This window comes from Phreatobacter sp. GW821-FHT04C01, from assembly GCF_059420385.1.
Map to the genome: position 1 here is coordinate 381,088 of NZ_JBWKTP010000006.1, position 14,967 is coordinate 396,054.

A 14,967-nucleotide genomic window follows, 5' to 3' on the forward strand; every position below is an offset into this window, starting at 1 on the left:
GTTTCGATTCAACCCAAGCCCATCCACCCCTACCCCGCGATTGCTTCCTCCAGGATATCGAGGGCGCGATGCATCTCGGTCTCGGTGACGATCAGCGGCGGCGTCAGCGTCAGCACATTGCCCATGGTCGTCTTGAACGACAGGCCGCGATCGAGCGCGCGATACATCACGGCTTCCGCGAGATCGAAATCCGGCTCCTTGCCCGCCCGGCTCTTGACCAATTCGATGCCGAGCAGCAGGCCGCGGCCGCGCACGTCGCCAATGGCGGGCAGGCGCCGCTTCATGTCGTGCAGGCGCGCGAGCGCCAGCGCGCCGACACGCGCCGCGTTATCCACCAGCCCTTCCTCTTCGATGATCTCGATCGTGGTGAGCGCCGCGCGGGCCGTGACCGGGTTCTTCTCGTGGGTATAGTGGCCGAAGGCATAGGCGCCGCCGACATCGAGCTCGGACCGGGTGACGACCGCGGCGATCGGCAGAATGCCACCGCCCAGGCCCTTGCCGAGCACCAGAATGTCGGGGACGACATCGTCATGCTCGCAGGCGAACATGCGGCCGGTCTTGCCGAGGCCGGTCGGGATCTCGTCGAAGATGAGCAGCACGCCGTGCCGGTCACAGGCCTCGCGCACGGCCCGCCAATAACCCGGTGGCGGCAAATAAGGCACCGCGCGCGCCGGCTCGGCGATGACGGCCGCGACGTCGCCCTCGCGCGACAGCACATAGTCGACCATCGCCGCGCAGGCCATGCGGCACCGATCGAGATCGGGCTGACCATCGCCGTCGACGGGATGACCGTAAGGGCAGCGATAGCAGCCAAACGGCGCCACATGCTGCGCGCCGGCGAGCAGCGGCGCGGCCGGGCCGGAGCGGAACAGCGCCTCGCCCGACAGGCTGGCGGCGCCGAAGCCGGCGCCATGAAAGGCATCCCAGAACGACAGGGTCTTGAACCGTCCGGTCGCGGCACGGGCAACCTTGACGGCGACCTCGACGGCATCCGACCCGCCGGTGGTGAACAGCACCTTGGACAGGCCGCCAGGTGCGACGGCGGCGAGCTTTTCCGCCAGCAGCACGGCCGGCTCGCAGGCATAGCGCCGCGGCGCGAAGGGCAGTTCGTCCATCTGTTTCGCGATGGCCGCCTTCAGGCGCGGATGGCCGTAGCCGATGTGGTGGACGTTGTTGCCGTGGAAATCCATGTAGCGCCGCCCGGCGACGTCCTGGATGTACAGCCCCTCCGCCTTGGCAATGGCATTCAGGCAGGGCGTCGACACCGATTGGTGCAGGAAATGGCGGGCATCGTCGGCGAGGATCCGCCGCGTCGGGGCATCGAGCGACCGGCTCTGCCAGGCGAGGCGCCGGTCGGTGAGATTGGTGTCACTTTCCGATTGGGCGACCGAGGCCGCGCCGAAACCATGATGGGGGACCATCAGCGTCGCCTCCAGATCTGAAGGCGCGCGAGCAGCGTCCTTTCGACCAGAATGTGCAGCCCACGCACGAGAATGGCCGTGAACAGAATGCAGGTCGCCATGGCCGCGGCGGCGGCGATGGCGCCGGCCTCGTCCATGTGCACGATCGCGACCGAAGCGAGCTTGCTGTCGCCGCCATACAGAAAGATGACCGCCGAGACCGTGGTCAGCGCGTTGACGAACATGAACACCGCGATGTCGAGAATGGCCGGCATGGAAATCGGCACCATCACCCGCCGGAAGGTCACCCAGAACGGCACTTTCAGCGCCGCCGAGACCGCCTCGAATTCCGGATCGATCTGCTTCAGCGCCGTGGTCGCGGTGATATGGCCGGTCGTATAGAAATGCGCGACGCAGTTGATCACCAGGATGGTCAGCGTTCCATAGAGAATGTTGAGCGGGTTCCAGGTGGCGTTGAAGAAGAAGACATAACCCAGGCCCAGGACCAGGCCGGGAACCGCCATGGGCAGCAGCGCCAGGAAGCTGGCGATCTGGCGGCCGACCGGCGCGACCTTCAGCTTCTCGATGACATAGGCGCCGGTGAAGACGAGAATGGTGCCGATCACCGCCACAGCGGCCGCCATCAGGAGCGAGTTGAAATAAGGCTGCCAGCCGGTCGGTTCGAAATTGGCGAAATCGTAATTGGCCGTGGTGAGCGACAGGTTGTAGGGCCAGTAGCGGATGAACGACGCCCAGACCGCGACACCGTAGAGCGCCAGCACGAGCCCGCCGACGACGAGGCAATAGAGCGTGAGCAGGGTATCGCGGCCGAAGCGGCTGCGCGGTTCGTAGGGGACGGCGCGCGCCGACAGGAGCGCCACCTGCCGCTTCTGCGCCGCCCGCTCGACCAGGAAGGCGATCACCGCCGGGATCAGCAGGATCATGCCGACGACGGCGCCCATCTCGAAGTCCTGCTGGCCGACGACCTGCTTGTAGGCATCGGTGGCGAGCACGGCGAAATTGCCGCCGATCACCTTGGCGATGCCGAAATCGGTGACCGAGAGGGTGAACACCACGAACAGCGCCGAGATCAGTCCGTAGCGCGCGCCGGGCAAGGTCACCGTGCGAAACACCCTGGCGCGCGAGGTGCCCAGCGCCTCGGCGGCTTCATAGAGCCGCCCGTCGGCGATCGACAGGGCCGTCACCATGATCAGAACGGAATAAGGCAGGCAGTAGAAGACCTGGCCGGCGACGATGCCGATCGGCCCGTAGATCGAGCCGCCGAGCAGCCAGCCCTTCAGCAGGCCCTGATTGCCGAACACATAGACCAGCGCCAGGGCCGAGAGCAGCGACGGCGCGAAGATCGGCAAGAGCGCGAGCGCATAGAACAGCGGCTTCAGCCGCATGCAGCTGCGGGTCAGTGCATAGGCATAGACAAAGCCCAGCGGCACCACGATGACGGTCGTCAACGCCGCGATCATGACGCTGTTCAGCAGCGAGACGAACAGCGTCGGCGTCGAGACATAGCGCAGGTAATTCGCCAAGCCGACAAAGCCGCCATCGGCGTTCTGGAAGCTCTTGGACAATAGCGCCCATAAAGGCAGCGCGATGATGACGGCAAGGATCGCGCAAAGGCCCCAGACCAGCACGGCCGCGACCAGACCCTCGCGCACCGGCACGGTCCTTGGCCGGGCCGGCGCAACGGCGCGTCGTATCGCGGCGACGGCGTTCATGCCCGGCCTCCCGCATCCTCGCGCGGAAACACCCGCAACGTCTCGGGCGGAAAAGCGACGTAGCGGGTCTGGCCGGCGGCGATGCCGAGATCGCGCATGGCGTTGGTGGAGAAATCGGCCGAGATCGGGATGTCGGGCGAAACCAGCGGCGCCAGTTCGGCGCGGCAAAACGCACCCAGGAAGGCGAGCTGCTCGATCCTCGCCTCGAACCGGTTCGGCGTGCCGGCATCGATGCTGCGGGTGCGCACATCCTCGGGACGCATCGCCAGGCGCACGGCCGTGCCCGGGCGATAATCCCGGCAATCCGCCACGTCGAGTTCGAGCGCGCCGACCGTCACCTTGCCGGGCCCGGTGACAGTGGCCTCGAGGAAGGTCATGTGGCCGACGAAATCGGCGACGAAGGCGGTGGCCGGCCGGCAATAGATCTCGAAGGGCGTGCCGATCTGCTCGATGACCCCCTGGTTCATCACCACGATGCGATCGGCCATGGTGAGCGCCTCTTCCTGATCGTGGGTCACCATGATGGTGGTGACGCCGAGCTGGCGCTGGATGCCGCGGATCTCGTCGCGCAGGCGCATCCGCACCCTGGCGTCGAGCGCGGAGAGCGGCTCGTCGAGCAGCAGCAGGCTCGGCACGGTGGCGAGCGCGCGGGCGAGCGCGACGCGCTGCTGCTGGCCGCCGGAGAGCTGCACCGGATATTTGAGCCCCTGGTCGGGCAGGCCGACAAGCGCCAGGAGTTCGGCGACCCGTGCCGCGATCTGGGCTTTCGCCTGCCGCCGGTTGACCAGCCCGTAGCCGATATTGTCGGCAATGGTCAGGTTGGGAAACAGAGCGTAGGACTGGAAGACGATGCCGAAGTCGCGCTCAGACGGCGGCGCCTGCGACACGTCCCTGCCGGCCAGGGTGATCGAACCGGCATTCTGCCGTTCGAGCCCGGCAATGGCCCGCAGCAAGGTGGTCTTGCCGCAACCGGAGGGCCCGAGAAAGCAGACGAACTCGCCACGCGCGACGTCGAGGTCGACGGTGTCGAGCGCGGTGAAGGCGCCGAAACGCTTGACCAGCCCGCGGATGGCGAGGAAGGGCGCGGCCCCGGCCGGCTCCGGCGCGGCCGACATCGGCGAGGGATCATCACGAAGCATCGGCGCACCTCACGCTCGGCGTGTCACGGAGCGGTTCGGCGTGCCGCAAGCCGCGGCCCGCCGAACCGGGCTTTGCTCAGTTGCGCGGCGCCGCCTTAGCCTCGTAGCGGCGCGCCCACTCGGTGAGGATGCGCGCACGGTTCGAAGCCATCCAGCCGAAATCATTGGCGAACATGCGGGCTTCCGCATTGGCCGGATAGTTCGGTGGCGCGCTGGTCACGCCGGGATAGGCGACGACCGCATAGAACCGCGAATAGAGTTCGCTGGCGCTCTTGGTCGCGACCCAATCCATGATGCGGCGCGCGGCGTCCGTCTGCGCCTGGGGCCGGCCGCGCACGATCGCCGCCGCCTCCATGTCCCAGCCGGTGCCCTCGGCGGGAACCACGACCTCGATCGGCGCGCCCTGGGTGCGCTCCCTGGCGCCCCGCATGTCGAGCGAGATGCCGGCGATGCGTTCGCCGCGCGCCGCCTGGACGCAGGGCGCCGAGCCGGAATGGGTATAGGTCGCGACATTCTCATGCAGCTGGTCCATGAAGCGCCAGCCGGCCTCTTCGCCCATCAATTGCAACCACATGGCGACCATCAGATAGCCGGTGCCGGACGAAGCCGGATGCGGCATGACGATCTGGCCGCGCAAGGCTGGCACGGTCAGGTCGCGCCAGGTCGCCGGCACCGGCACATTGGCTTTGCCGGCCTCGACGGTGTTGAAGCAGATGACGCCGAGAAAGGCGTCCATGCCGGTCCAGGTGACCGGCGCGGCCTGGTCGCGGAACACCGGCTTCAGGGCCTCGGCGCCGCGCGGCGCATAGGTTTCAAGCAGGTTGGCCTGCTCGAACATCAGCAAGCTGGAGGCGGCGAGACCAATGACCATGTCGGCCTGGGGCCGGTCGCGCTCGGCGAGAAAACGCGCGGTGATGACGCCGGTCGAGTCGCGCAGCCAGGCGACGTCGACGCCGGGTACGGCCGCTTCGATCGCCTGCTTGAACGGCGCGAGCTGTTCATTTTCCAGTGCGGTATAGATGGTGACCCGCGTCTTCTGGGCCACTGCCGGCGCAGCGGCCCCAAACACCATGGCGAGCGCGAGGCCCGCAGCCAACAGAACTCTCATGACCGTTCCCCTCCCGATATCGACGACTTGCCGCTCATGCACGTCCCCTCTGGCCCCCCACCTCTCTTGAGATCCGGGCGGGGTGAAACGGACAGGCTGTCAGACTGGCCAGGGCAGTGAATAAGTCCGGACGTTGGTGAAGCCTTTCATGGCCTCGACGACGCCTTCCTTGTCACCGAGCCCGGAATCCTTGATGCCGCCGAAAGGCGACATTTCGGTCCGGTAGCCCGGCACTTCCCATACATTAACCGTGCCAACCTCCAGCTCGGTCACGAAGCGTGTGACATAGTCGAGCCGGTTGGTGCAGACGCCCGAGGACAGCCCGTAGGCGGTCGAATTGGAAATCCTGATCACCGCGCCGATATCGTCGGGGCAGCGGATCATCGGGATCACCGGACCGAAGGTTTCCTCGCGGACGAGTTCGCAGTCATAGGGGACATGGTCGACCACGGTCGGCGGATAGAGGGCGCCCTGGCGGTCATTGCCGTGCAGGAGCCTGGCGCCCTTCGCCACCGCGTCGGTCACGCGCGCCTCGAACAGCTTGGCCGAGCGCTCGTTGATCACCGTGCCGACATCGACATCCGGGTCGGCCGGATCGCCGCATTTCAGCTTGCGGGCCTTGGCGAGCACCCGCTCGGAGAAGGCGTCGGCGACGCTGTCGACCACCAGGATGCGCTTCACCGCGGTGCAGCGCTGGCCGGAATTCTTGGTCGCGCCCTGGACGGCGAGCTCGGCCGCCTTGTCGAGATCGGCATCCTCCATGACGATCAGGGGATCGTTGCCGCCGAGTTCGAGCACGATGCGCTTGTAGCCGGCGGTCGCCGCGATGTGCTTGCCGACCCGCACCGAGCCGGTAAACGTCACCAGGTCGGCATCCGGATCGGTGATCATCGCATCGCCCATGGTCGACGGATTGCCGGTCACGACCGACAGCATCTCCGGCGGCAGGCCGGCCTCGTAGAGCACATCGGCCAGCGCCAGCGCGGTCAGCGGGGTCAGCTCGGTCGGCTTCAGCACCACGCGGTTATTGGTGGCGATCGCCGGCGCGAGCTTGTGGCTGACCATGTTGAGCGGGTGGTTGAACGGCGTGATCGCCGAGATCACCCCGATGAGCGGCGTGCGCATGGTGAAGATGCGCCGCGCCTTGCCGTTCGGGCTGATGTCGCAGGCAAAGGCCTCGCCATCGTCCTTGATGGTGAGCTGGCCGGCAAACGACCAGACGTCATAGGCGCGGCTCGCCTCGTAGAGCGCGTCCTTCCAGCACAGGCCGGTTTCCGCGCTGATCAGCCGGGCGAAGTCCTGCTTACGGTCGCGCAACAATTCGGCGGTGCGCTGCAGGATGCGCTGACGCTCGAAACGCGAGAGCGTGGATCGGAACGCCTTCGCCTTGACGAAGGCTTCGCGCACGTGTTCAGGCCGGGCCGCCGGCACCGTGCCGACGAGCCCGCCGGTATAGGGATTGCGCACCTCGATGGTCTCGCCGGTTTCGGCAAGACGGCCGGCGATGCGCATCGTCTCGCGACGCGGCGCATCCTGGCACGGCAGATCTTGGCGCGGTGACGGTTTGACGGAAGCGTCCATGACGGCCTCTCAGGGGGTGACGCGGTTGAGCGCGACGTCGAACACGTCGAAATTGCGCAATGCGTGGCCGGCCGGCAGTTCGACCTTGCGGTTGGCGATCATCGGAACCGTCTGCTCGGTGATGCCGCCATGGGAGCGCAGCGGTTCGGTCAGCCCCGACAGGTCGTGGCGCTCGCGCGACGTGCCGATCACCTTGTGCCGCCCGGAAATCACCACGAGGTCGCCGATCCGGTCGGCCGGCAGTTCGAAGGTCCGGCAGGCCTCGTCGGCGGCCATCACGAGGTCGACGCCTTCGAGCCCGGCAATGCGGCCGATCAGGTCCGGCACGTCGACATCGCCATGGATATAGACGGTGGCAAACGAGCCGAGCGCGCCATGGTGCACGACATAGGGATCGGTGATCGGCAGGATGACCCGGGCGGCACCGGCACCGAGCCAAACGTCCAGGTGCTCCTGCAGGTAGACGACGTCGGGCTCGCCGCCGGCACGGTGCTTGTCGTTCATGCCGTGATCGGCGGTCAGCACCACGACCGCGCCGGCGGCATCGAGGGCGCCGACATAGCGGTCCATCATGGCATAGAAGCCATTGGCGAAGGCCGAGCCGGGAGCCGCCTTGTGCTGCACATAGTCGGTGGTCGACAGATACATCACGTCGGGCCGGAAGCTTTCCATCAGCTTGACGCCGGCGGCCATGACGAATTCGGACAGGTCGGACGAATAGACATCCGGCAGCGGCATGCCGACCAGCCCGAGCACATCGGTGATGCCGTTCTCGGCCAGCGCCGCCTTGTCGGCCTTTTCGGAGGAGAAGCCGATGGCCCGGCCGCTCGCCATGTCGAGGTCCTTGGCGAGCAGAGCGCGCAGCTTGTCCTTGGCGGTGACCACCGCGACCTTGGCGCCGGCATCATGAAAGGCCTTCATGATGGTCGGCGCGCGCAGGAAACGCGCCTCGTTCATCATTACCTCGACGCCCGCGTCGCGGTCGTAGAAATAATTGCCGGCGATGCCGTGCACCGCCGGCGGCCGGCCGGTGATGATCGACATGTTGTTCGGATTGGTGAAGCTCGGGATCACCGATTTCGCGGTCAGGTGGGCGCCGCTGCGCATGAGCCGGTCGAAATTCGGCGCGAGGCCCGCGGCGATCGCCGCCTCGATATAACCGGGCTCGGATCCGTCGATGCAGACGACCACCGTCGGCGTCGGCGGAAACCGGTAGGTGCGGCCGTTGCAGTCGACGGTCACCGGTGTTTGCATGTTCATGACGGGCTCCTCACGCGGCCTTGTGGGCGGCAACCGATGCGACGCCGAGTTCATGCAGGACCTCGCGAATGGCGTCCAAGGCCAGCCGCATATGGCTTCGGTCGAGCCGCCCGATGCAGCCGATGCGGAAGGAATCGGCCACCGTCAGCTTGCCCGGATAGATCACGAAGCCACGGTCCTTCAGCTTGTCGTAGAAAGTCTGGAAGACGAAGCGGCGATCGGCGGGCATCCGGAAAGTGACGATGATCGGCGCCTGCAGCGTGTCGGGCAGCAAGGTCTCGAAGCCCATGGCGCGCATGCCGTCGATCAGTTCCCGGCAGTTCGCCGCGTAGCGGCCGCCACGGCCCGGCTGCCCACCTTCGGCGAAGAACTCGGTCAGCGCCTGGTGGAAGGCGACGATGACGTGGATCGGCGGCGTGAAACGGTATTGTCCGGTCTTCTCGAGCACGCGCGACTGGTCGAGCAGATCGAGCGTCAAGGTGGTGGCATTGCCTTCGGTCGCCGCCAGCGCCGCCCGGCGGCAGATCACGAAACCCAGGCCCGGCACGCCCTCGATACATTTGTTGGAGGAGGCCGCCACGGCATCGGCATGGGCGGCCGGCGCGTCGAGCGGCAGGGCGCCGAAGGCCGACATGGAGTCGACGAGGTACCCCTTTGAATATTTCGCCGCGAGCGCGCCGATCTCGTGGACCGGGTTGAGAATGCCCGAGGTGGTCTCGCAGTGAACCACGAAGATGTGGCTGATGCCGGGATCGGCCTTCAGCACCTGCTCGATCCGGTCGAGATCCGGCGGCGTGTCCTCCGCCGTCTCGCAGACGACCGTGCGCCGTCTGGCGATCTCCAGGATGCGCCTGGCGCGCTGGCCGTAGGCACCGTTGACGACGAGCAGGCAGCAGCCGCCGGCGGGTACGAATGTCGTCAGCATGGCCTCGACCGCAAAGGTGCCCGAGCCCTGCACCGGCACCGTGACGTAATCCGCGCCGCCATTGACGATGGTCGGCAGCCGTTCGAGCACTTCACGGTTGATCCGCACGAATGTCGCATCGCGCGAACCCCAGTCATGGACCATGGCGGCCTTGACGCTTTTCGACGTCGTGAGCGGCCCCGGGGTCAGCAGCAGCGGGTCGCCCGTCTCGGATCTGGCCACCGTCATCTCGTCCGGCATTTCCATCCTCCCGCGCTTCGCATCGATGTCGAAGAACGGTAATGACGCGGCGGCCAGATTAGCTAGTCTATCGTTTGAATGGCGACTATTGATCCTCTCTATGAGAGCGCAATGAACCTGACACAGCTTCGTGCCTTTCACCTGGTCGCCGCCGCCGGCAGCTTCACGCTGGCCGCGCGCACGGCCGGCGTTTCCCAGCCGACCCTGTCGAGCCAGGTGCGCGGGCTGGAACAGGCCTATGGCGTCAACCTGTTCGACCGGAAGGGGCGCGGCGCGCGCCTGACCCCGGTCGGCCAGTCCCTCCACCGCATCACCGCGCAGCTCTTCGGGCTGGAAGAAGAGGCCCGCATCCTGCTCGCCGGCACCAAATGGGCGGTGCGCGGCCATTTGCGTGTGGCGGCGGACAGTGCCTATCACGTCATGCCGGTGCTGGCCGCCATGCGCGACCGGCATCGCGGCCTGAGCTTTCAGCTTCGCATCGGCAACTCCGCGGATGTCCTGAACCTGCTGCTCGGCTTCGAGGTCGACGTCGCGGTTACCGCCCATCCGGTCTCCGACCCGCGGCTTGCGGCGAGCCCCTTGCGCCGCGACCGGCTGGTCGTCTTCGTACCCAAGGACCATGCCTGGGCGGATCGTGGCGCGCTGGAGATCGAGGATCTCGCCGGCTGCGACCTCGTCGTCCGCGAGCGCGGATCGATCACCCGCGAGGTGTTCGAGGCGCGGCTCGCGCAAGCCGGCGTCCGGCCACGGGCGCTGTTCGAGGTGCAGACCCGCGAAGCCGTGCGCGAGGCGGTCGCGTCGAATTTCGGCATCGGCGTCGTTTTCCTGAGCGAATTCGGCGTCGACCCGCGGTTTCGCGCACTGTTCGTCGAGGGGCCGGGACTTGGCGTCGCGGAATATGCGGTCACCCTGGTCGAGCGGCGGCCGCTGTCGCTCGTCGCCCTGTTCTTCGACACGGCCGCCAAGCTCGCCAGCGACAACAATTGGCTGGACGAGCCGGCGCCGCCGCCACGGGCCGGCCGCGAACCATAGATGATCTCGATAGGTTCCATAGCGGACCGCAGCTTGTCCCTATGAAACGCCGACCCTAGCCTCCGCATGCGACGTGTCCGCAGCGCGTCCGGTTGCAGGAGGCGGTCTCATGGCGTCAGGCCCGACGGAGCTGGTGATGGCGCTGGTGGGCAGCGTCGCGCTGCTGCTCTGGGGCGTCCGGCAGGTGCGTGTCGGCGTCACCGGCGCCTTCGGCAGCGAACTGCGCCGGCTGCTCGCCGCGGCCGCGAGCCGCCGCTGGCGCGCGTTCCTGATGGGCGGCCTCGTCAGCGGGCTGCTGCAATCGGCAACCGCGACCGCGCTGCTCGTCGGCGCCTTTGCCGGCCAGAAGCTGGTCGCCCTGCCGCTCGCCCTGACCATGATGCTCGGCGCCGACGTCGGTTCGACGCTCGCCGCGCAGCTTCTCGCCTTCGACGTCAAGGCGCTCTGGGCGGTTCTGGTCGCCACCGGCGTCGGCCTTGCCATGGCGACCGACACGGGCCGGACGCGCGGGCTGGCGCGGATCTCGTTCGGGATCGGCGTGATGTTGCTGTCACTGCGCGAGATTGGGGGCGCCGCCGCCGTCCTGCAGCATTCGGAGCTGTTCCGCGGCGTGCTCGGGGCGCTTGCCGGCGCGCCGGCGCTGGCGGTCGCCGTGATGGCGCTCGCCACCTGGGCCGTGCATTCCAGCCTGGCGATGATCCTGTTCACGATGTCACTTGCGCATTCGGGCGCGGTGCCGCCCGTGCTCGCGCTTGCCTTGGTGCTCGGCGCCAATCTCGGCGGCGCGGCGGCCCCCTTCCTCGCCTTGTCCGGTTCGCCGGCCGCGGCGCGGCGGGTGCCGCTCGGCAATCTTCTCATGCGCGCCATCGCGGTGGCGGCGGTGCTGCCCTGGCTCGGCGCCGCCTCGGGCCTGGCCGAGTGGCTCGGCGGCGCCGATCCGGCGCGGCTGGTGGCCCATGTCCATACCCTGTTCAACGTCGCGCTCGCCGCGATCTTCCTGCCGCTCTGCGGGCCGGTCGCCGGTCTCGTGGAGCGCCTCCTGCCCGAGCCTCCGGCTGCCGCCGACCCGGGCGTCGCGCGGCATCTCGATCCGAACCTCGTCACGTCGCCGCCGGAAGCGCTCGCCTGCGCCATGCGCGAAGCGCTGGAGCTCGGCCATCACGTCAGCGCCATGGTCCGCCGCATTCCGGAGGCGATGACCGCCAGCGACATCAGGGTGGTGCGCGAGATCGAAAAGCTCGACGACGTCGCCGACCGGCTGTTCGAGAGCCTGAAGCTCTATCTGGTCAAGGTTTCGCAGGCCGAGATGACCGAGGAGGAAAGCCGGCGCGCGATGGAGATCGTCAGCTTCGCCACCCATCTCGAGCATATCGGCGACATCATCGACAAGAACCTGATGGAGCTCGCCGCCAAGCGTGCCCGCAAGGGCCTGGTCTTCTCGGATGAAGGGCGCGAGGAGCTCCTGGCCTTCCATGCCCTCGTCATGACCAATATGGCGCTGGCGCTGAACGTGTTCGCGACCCGCGACGTCGACATGGCGCGCCGCCTGGTCGCCGAGAAATCGGCCATTCGCATCGCCGAGCGCAATGCAACCGAGAACCACTATGCCAGGCTGCGGGCCGGACGGCCCGAATCGATCGAAACCAGCACGATCCATCTCGATGTCGTGCGCGACCTGAAGCGCATCCACGGGCACCTGGCCTCGACCGCCTATCCCATTCTCGAAGCGGCCGGCGAGCTTTCCGACTCGCGCCTCAAGGCGCAGGATGATGGGCCACTGCCGGCCACCGCCAGCCAATCCCGCGTTTCGGCGTGACCGGTTCGCGTTCGCATCGCCCTTCGAGATCTCGCGCAGGAACCACCATTCTCACCTCTCCCCGGCGGGGAGAGGTCGGCGCGAATAGCGAGTGCGAACGCATCTCGCCTTCGCTCGATGCTATGGCGCCGGGAGAGGGGGATTTAAGGCTTCAGAACAAGGCTTTAAGCGTTTCGCATGGTGCATTTTCGTTGAGCGCCTCTCCCCCTCTCCCGGCCTTCGGCCGACCTCTCCCCGCTGGGGAGAGGTGAGGATGGTGGTTCCGGCGCGAGCATCGCGGGCTGGCAAGCCGTCGCACAACACACTGAAAAACCGCGGACTTCCGAGATGTTTGCGAACGCCCGGTCTGACGGGAGGGTCGAACTCAGGCGCCGGCGGCCCCCGCCATTTCGGCGGCCCGCTCGCGCTGGATGCGGCGGAACCGCATCAGCAGCTTGAAGGCGCGGCCCGACCGGCCGCCGCGGACCAGGCGGGTATAGGCCTGCAGCCGCTTCTTCACCGGGTCGATATAGCCATGCGCCCAGACGACCCAGCGGTTCCAGGTGTCGTAGACGCGCACGAACCAGCCGATCTGCAGGAGCTTCGGCTTGCACGCCTCGAACAGGAAGGCCTCGAGGCCGACCCCGACCACCTTGGCGAGCAGGAACACGCCGCAGCCGAGAATGACGTGGCCATGGCCGATCAGCGACAGGCCGGCGAGCTTGAACGGGATCAGCAGCAGCACCGGAATGATGAAGACGCCGAGCGTGACATAGGGCGGCAGCCGCTCGAGCCCGTCATGGATCGCCTGTTTCAGCCTGGCGAAAGGCAGGGCGTCGATGACCCGCCGGATCTGCGGGCCGATGCGTTCCCACAGCCAGGTTTCGACCAGGATGATGATCGCGGCAATGACGATGAACGGGCGGACAAGGCGGCGCATGAACGCTCCCCAGCGAGGCAACCACCTTATTTCGCATGGCCAATGTGTCTGGATGACGGCGCGGAAATGGTGCCCGCGCGCCGAATATTTCAGGCGGGAGACCAGATTCCGTTGGTCGACAGGAGGTGGTCGACACGCCCCTCCTTCAAGGCCCGCAGTGCCTCTTCGGGCCGGTTGATGATCGGCTCCTCATGGACGTTGAACGAGGTGTTGATCAAAGCCGGGATGCCGGTCTTGCGCTCATAGGCGTGCAGCACGTCGTAATAGACCGGGTTCTGCTCGCGATGGATGATCTGTGGCCGCGCGGTGCCGTCGACATGGACGCAGGCCGGGATGCGGTCGCGCCATTCCGGCTTCACGTCGCAGGTCACCGTCATGAAATTGGCGGTGTAGATCAGCGATTCCGGCAGGAGGAACAGGTCGCGCGCCCGTTCCGCCCGGACCACCGGCGCGAAAGGCATGAAGTCGGTGCGGTCGAGCCGCTTGTTCAGCCAGTCATTGATCGAGCGGTCGACCGGGCTCGCCATGATCGAACGGGCGCCGAGCGCGCGCGGACCATATTCCATCCGGCCGAGATAGGTGCCGACGATCTGGCCCGCGGCGATCAGGGATGCCGCCTCCTCGATCGGATCGGCGACCGGCCGGCGGGCCGCGCCGCCGGCGGTGAAGCTCGCTTCGACGGCCGCCTCGTAGTCGCGGCCGCGATAGACGGTGGCGAGCCGCTGGCGCTGTTTCAGCCAGGTTTCCAGGCCGTCGCGCGCGAGCAGATATTCGAGCACGCCGCCATCGGCCTCGCCCTGGTCGGACATGGCCGGATAGACGAAGATCTCGTCGAGGTCGAAGCGTTCGGCGATGCGCTGGGTCAGCTTCACATTGGCGAAGACGCCGCCCGACAGCCCGAGATGGCGCACCGGATGGCGCTTCAGCATCTTGGCGAGAGCATCGAGGCAGACGGTTTCGAGCGTTTGCTGGACGCTCGCCGCCATGTCCTCGCGCGAGGCTTTGCCGGCGAGTGAGCGGACCAGCATGCGCACGCGCCAGCGCGGCAGGCGGCAATGGATCTGGCCGTCGTCGGCAACCTGATAGAGCGCGGTCAGCCGCTCGGCGTGCACCGGCTTGCCATAGGCGGCGAGCCCCAGGACCTTGCCCTCGTGGCGCAGCGCCTTGAAGCCGAGCGCCTCGGTGACATAGGCGTAGAGCTTGCCGAGGCTGTCGCCGGGCCGCTGCGGCACCGGCTTTTTCAGCGTGTCGGCCTCGCCGCCGAACAGGTCGGTCAGCTTGCCGTCCTTCAGCAGGCGCGCCGAATAGAACACGTCGTCGCCGCCGCCATCGGACGAATAGATCAGCGCCTCGTCCACCGGCATGTGGCTGAGGGTGGCCAGCGCATGGGCCATGTGATGGTTGTAGAAGAACGGCCTGGCTTTCGCCGGCAGGCCGTGGTTGCGGCCGAACCGGTCGACATCGACGATCTCGGCGAGGGACGCCGCCTTGCCGGCGCGCAGGGGCGCGATCGGATCGACCTTGCGCTGGCGCAGCAAGCCGCCGAACGGGTGAAAGGTCCGATGTACCTCGCCGGCCGGATAGCGCATGCGCGGATAGCAGACGACGTCGATGGCATCTGCGGTCAGGCCGGCCTGGGCCAGGCACTCGGCCACCGCTTCGGCTGGAAAACGATAGCCGTCGGTCTTGATCCGGGTGACCCGTTCCAGCGCAACGGAGGCGATGACCTTGTAGTCGTCATAGAGCGCCGCGCAGGCATCATGCGACTGGTAGAAGCCTAGAATGATCACGCGGCAATCCGTTTCCCGACGGCG

11 protein-coding genes are annotated in these 14,967 nt (G+C 67.2%); 2 read left to right on the forward strand and 9 right to left on the reverse strand.

What is annotated here, in order from left to right; translation table 11 throughout:
• Positions 1-29 precede the first annotated feature (29 nt).
• The 7 genes from pbfA to AC07WJ_RS23940 form a co-directional block, all read right to left on the reverse strand.
• A complete protein-coding gene (pbfA, locus tag AC07WJ_RS23910) occupies positions 30-1,421 on the reverse strand; it encodes a (R)-1-hydroxy-2-aminoethylphosphonate ammonia-lyase (RefSeq protein ID WP_494937171.1) in 1,392 nt (463 codons plus the stop codon).
• Positions 1,421-3,133: a putative 2-aminoethylphosphonate ABC transporter permease subunit gene (locus tag AC07WJ_RS23915; protein ID WP_494937172.1), complete on the reverse strand. Its 1,713-nt coding sequence runs from the start codon at positions 3,131-3,133 to the stop codon at positions 1,421-1,423. Before AC07WJ_RS23915 ends, pbfA begins: the two co-directional genes overlap by 1 nt.
• Complete coding sequence (locus tag AC07WJ_RS23920) at positions 3,130-4,272, reverse strand: putative 2-aminoethylphosphonate ABC transporter ATP-binding protein (protein ID WP_494937173.1); 1,143 nt, start codon at positions 4,270-4,272, stop codon at positions 3,130-3,132. Before AC07WJ_RS23920 ends, AC07WJ_RS23915 begins: the two co-directional genes overlap by 4 nt.
• A gap of 76 nt (positions 4,273-4,348) precedes the next feature.
• A complete protein-coding gene (locus tag AC07WJ_RS23925) occupies positions 4,349-5,380 on the reverse strand; it encodes a putative 2-aminoethylphosphonate ABC transporter substrate-binding protein (protein WP_494937174.1) in 1,032 nt (343 codons plus the stop codon).
• Between the two features lie 99 nt (positions 5,381-5,479).
• Entirely contained in the window at positions 5,480-6,961 is a 1,482-nt protein-coding gene (phnY, locus tag AC07WJ_RS23930) for a phosphonoacetaldehyde dehydrogenase (protein ID WP_494937175.1), read from the reverse strand.
• 9 nt (positions 6,962-6,970) lie between these two features.
• Positions 6,971-8,221, reverse strand: coding sequence for a phosphonoacetate hydrolase (gene phnA / locus AC07WJ_RS23935; protein ID WP_494937176.1), 1,251 nt, complete (start codon positions 8,219-8,221; stop codon positions 6,971-6,973).
• Positions 8,222-8,231: 10 nt separating this feature from the next.
• Positions 8,232-9,386 carry a 2-aminoethylphosphonate--pyruvate transaminase gene (locus AC07WJ_RS23940; protein WP_494937177.1) on the reverse strand — a complete coding sequence of 385 codons (1,155 nt, stop codon included), beginning with the start codon at positions 9,384-9,386 and terminating at the stop codon, positions 8,232-8,234.
• Between the two features lie 111 nt (positions 9,387-9,497).
• Between AC07WJ_RS23940 and AC07WJ_RS23945 the strand changes: the two genes are divergently transcribed.
• The gene (locus AC07WJ_RS23945) at positions 9,498-10,418 is read left to right on the forward strand and encodes a LysR substrate-binding domain-containing protein (RefSeq protein WP_494937178.1); all 921 of its coding nucleotides are present in this window, start codon (positions 9,498-9,500) and stop codon (positions 10,416-10,418) included.
• 109 nt (positions 10,419-10,527) lie between these two features.
• Complete coding sequence (locus AC07WJ_RS23950) at positions 10,528-12,234, forward strand: Na/Pi cotransporter family protein (protein ID WP_494937179.1); 1,707 nt, start codon at positions 10,528-10,530, stop codon at positions 12,232-12,234.
• A 364-nt stretch (positions 12,235-12,598) separates the two neighbouring features.
• Here the strand turns inward: AC07WJ_RS23950 and AC07WJ_RS23955 are convergent, their stop codons facing one another.
• Together AC07WJ_RS23955 and AC07WJ_RS23960 are read right to left on the reverse strand one after the other, a co-directional pair.
• Positions 12,599-13,153 carry a hypothetical protein gene (locus tag AC07WJ_RS23955; protein WP_494937180.1) on the reverse strand — a complete coding sequence of 185 codons (555 nt, stop codon included), beginning with the start codon at positions 13,151-13,153 and terminating at the stop codon, positions 12,599-12,601.
• A gap of 89 nt (positions 13,154-13,242) precedes the next feature.
• Entirely contained in the window at positions 13,243-14,943 is a 1,701-nt protein-coding gene (locus tag AC07WJ_RS23960) for a carbamoyltransferase C-terminal domain-containing protein (RefSeq protein WP_494937181.1), read from the reverse strand.
• Positions 14,944-14,967 lie beyond the last annotated feature (24 nt).

Bases quoted from the DNA above. Each gene is read 5' to 3' on its own strand.
- AC07WJ_RS23940 (WP_494937177.1), bottom strand. From the start codon at position 9,386: ATGCCGGACGAGATGACGGTGGCCAGATCCGAGACGGGCGACCCGCTG.
- AC07WJ_RS23920 (WP_494937173.1), bottom strand. From the start codon at position 4,272: ATGCTTCGTGATGATCCCTCGCCGATGTCGGCCGCGCCGGAGCCGGCC.
- AC07WJ_RS23950 (WP_494937179.1), top strand. From the start codon at position 10,528: ATGGCGTCAGGCCCGACGGAGCTGGTGATGGCGCTGGTGGGCAGCGTC.
- AC07WJ_RS23955 (WP_494937180.1), bottom strand. From the start codon at position 13,153: ATGCGCCGCCTTGTCCGCCCGTTCATCGTCATTGCCGCGATCATCATC.
- AC07WJ_RS23945 (WP_494937178.1), top strand. From the start codon at position 9,498: ATGAACCTGACACAGCTTCGTGCCTTTCACCTGGTCGCCGCCGCCGGC.
- AC07WJ_RS23915 (WP_494937172.1), bottom strand. From the start codon at position 3,133: ATGAACGCCGTCGCCGCGATACGACGCGCCGTTGCGCCGGCCCGGCCA.
- phnA (WP_494937176.1), bottom strand. From the start codon at position 8,221: ATGAACATGCAAACACCGGTGACCGTCGACTGCAACGGCCGCACCTAC.
- pbfA (WP_494937171.1), bottom strand. From the start codon at position 1,421: ATGGTCCCCCATCATGGTTTCGGCGCGGCCTCGGTCGCCCAATCGGAA.
- AC07WJ_RS23925 (WP_494937174.1), bottom strand. From the start codon at position 5,380: ATGAGAGTTCTGTTGGCTGCGGGCCTCGCGCTCGCCATGGTGTTTGGG.
- phnY (WP_494937175.1), bottom strand. From the start codon at position 6,961: ATGGACGCTTCCGTCAAACCGTCACCGCGCCAAGATCTGCCGTGCCAG.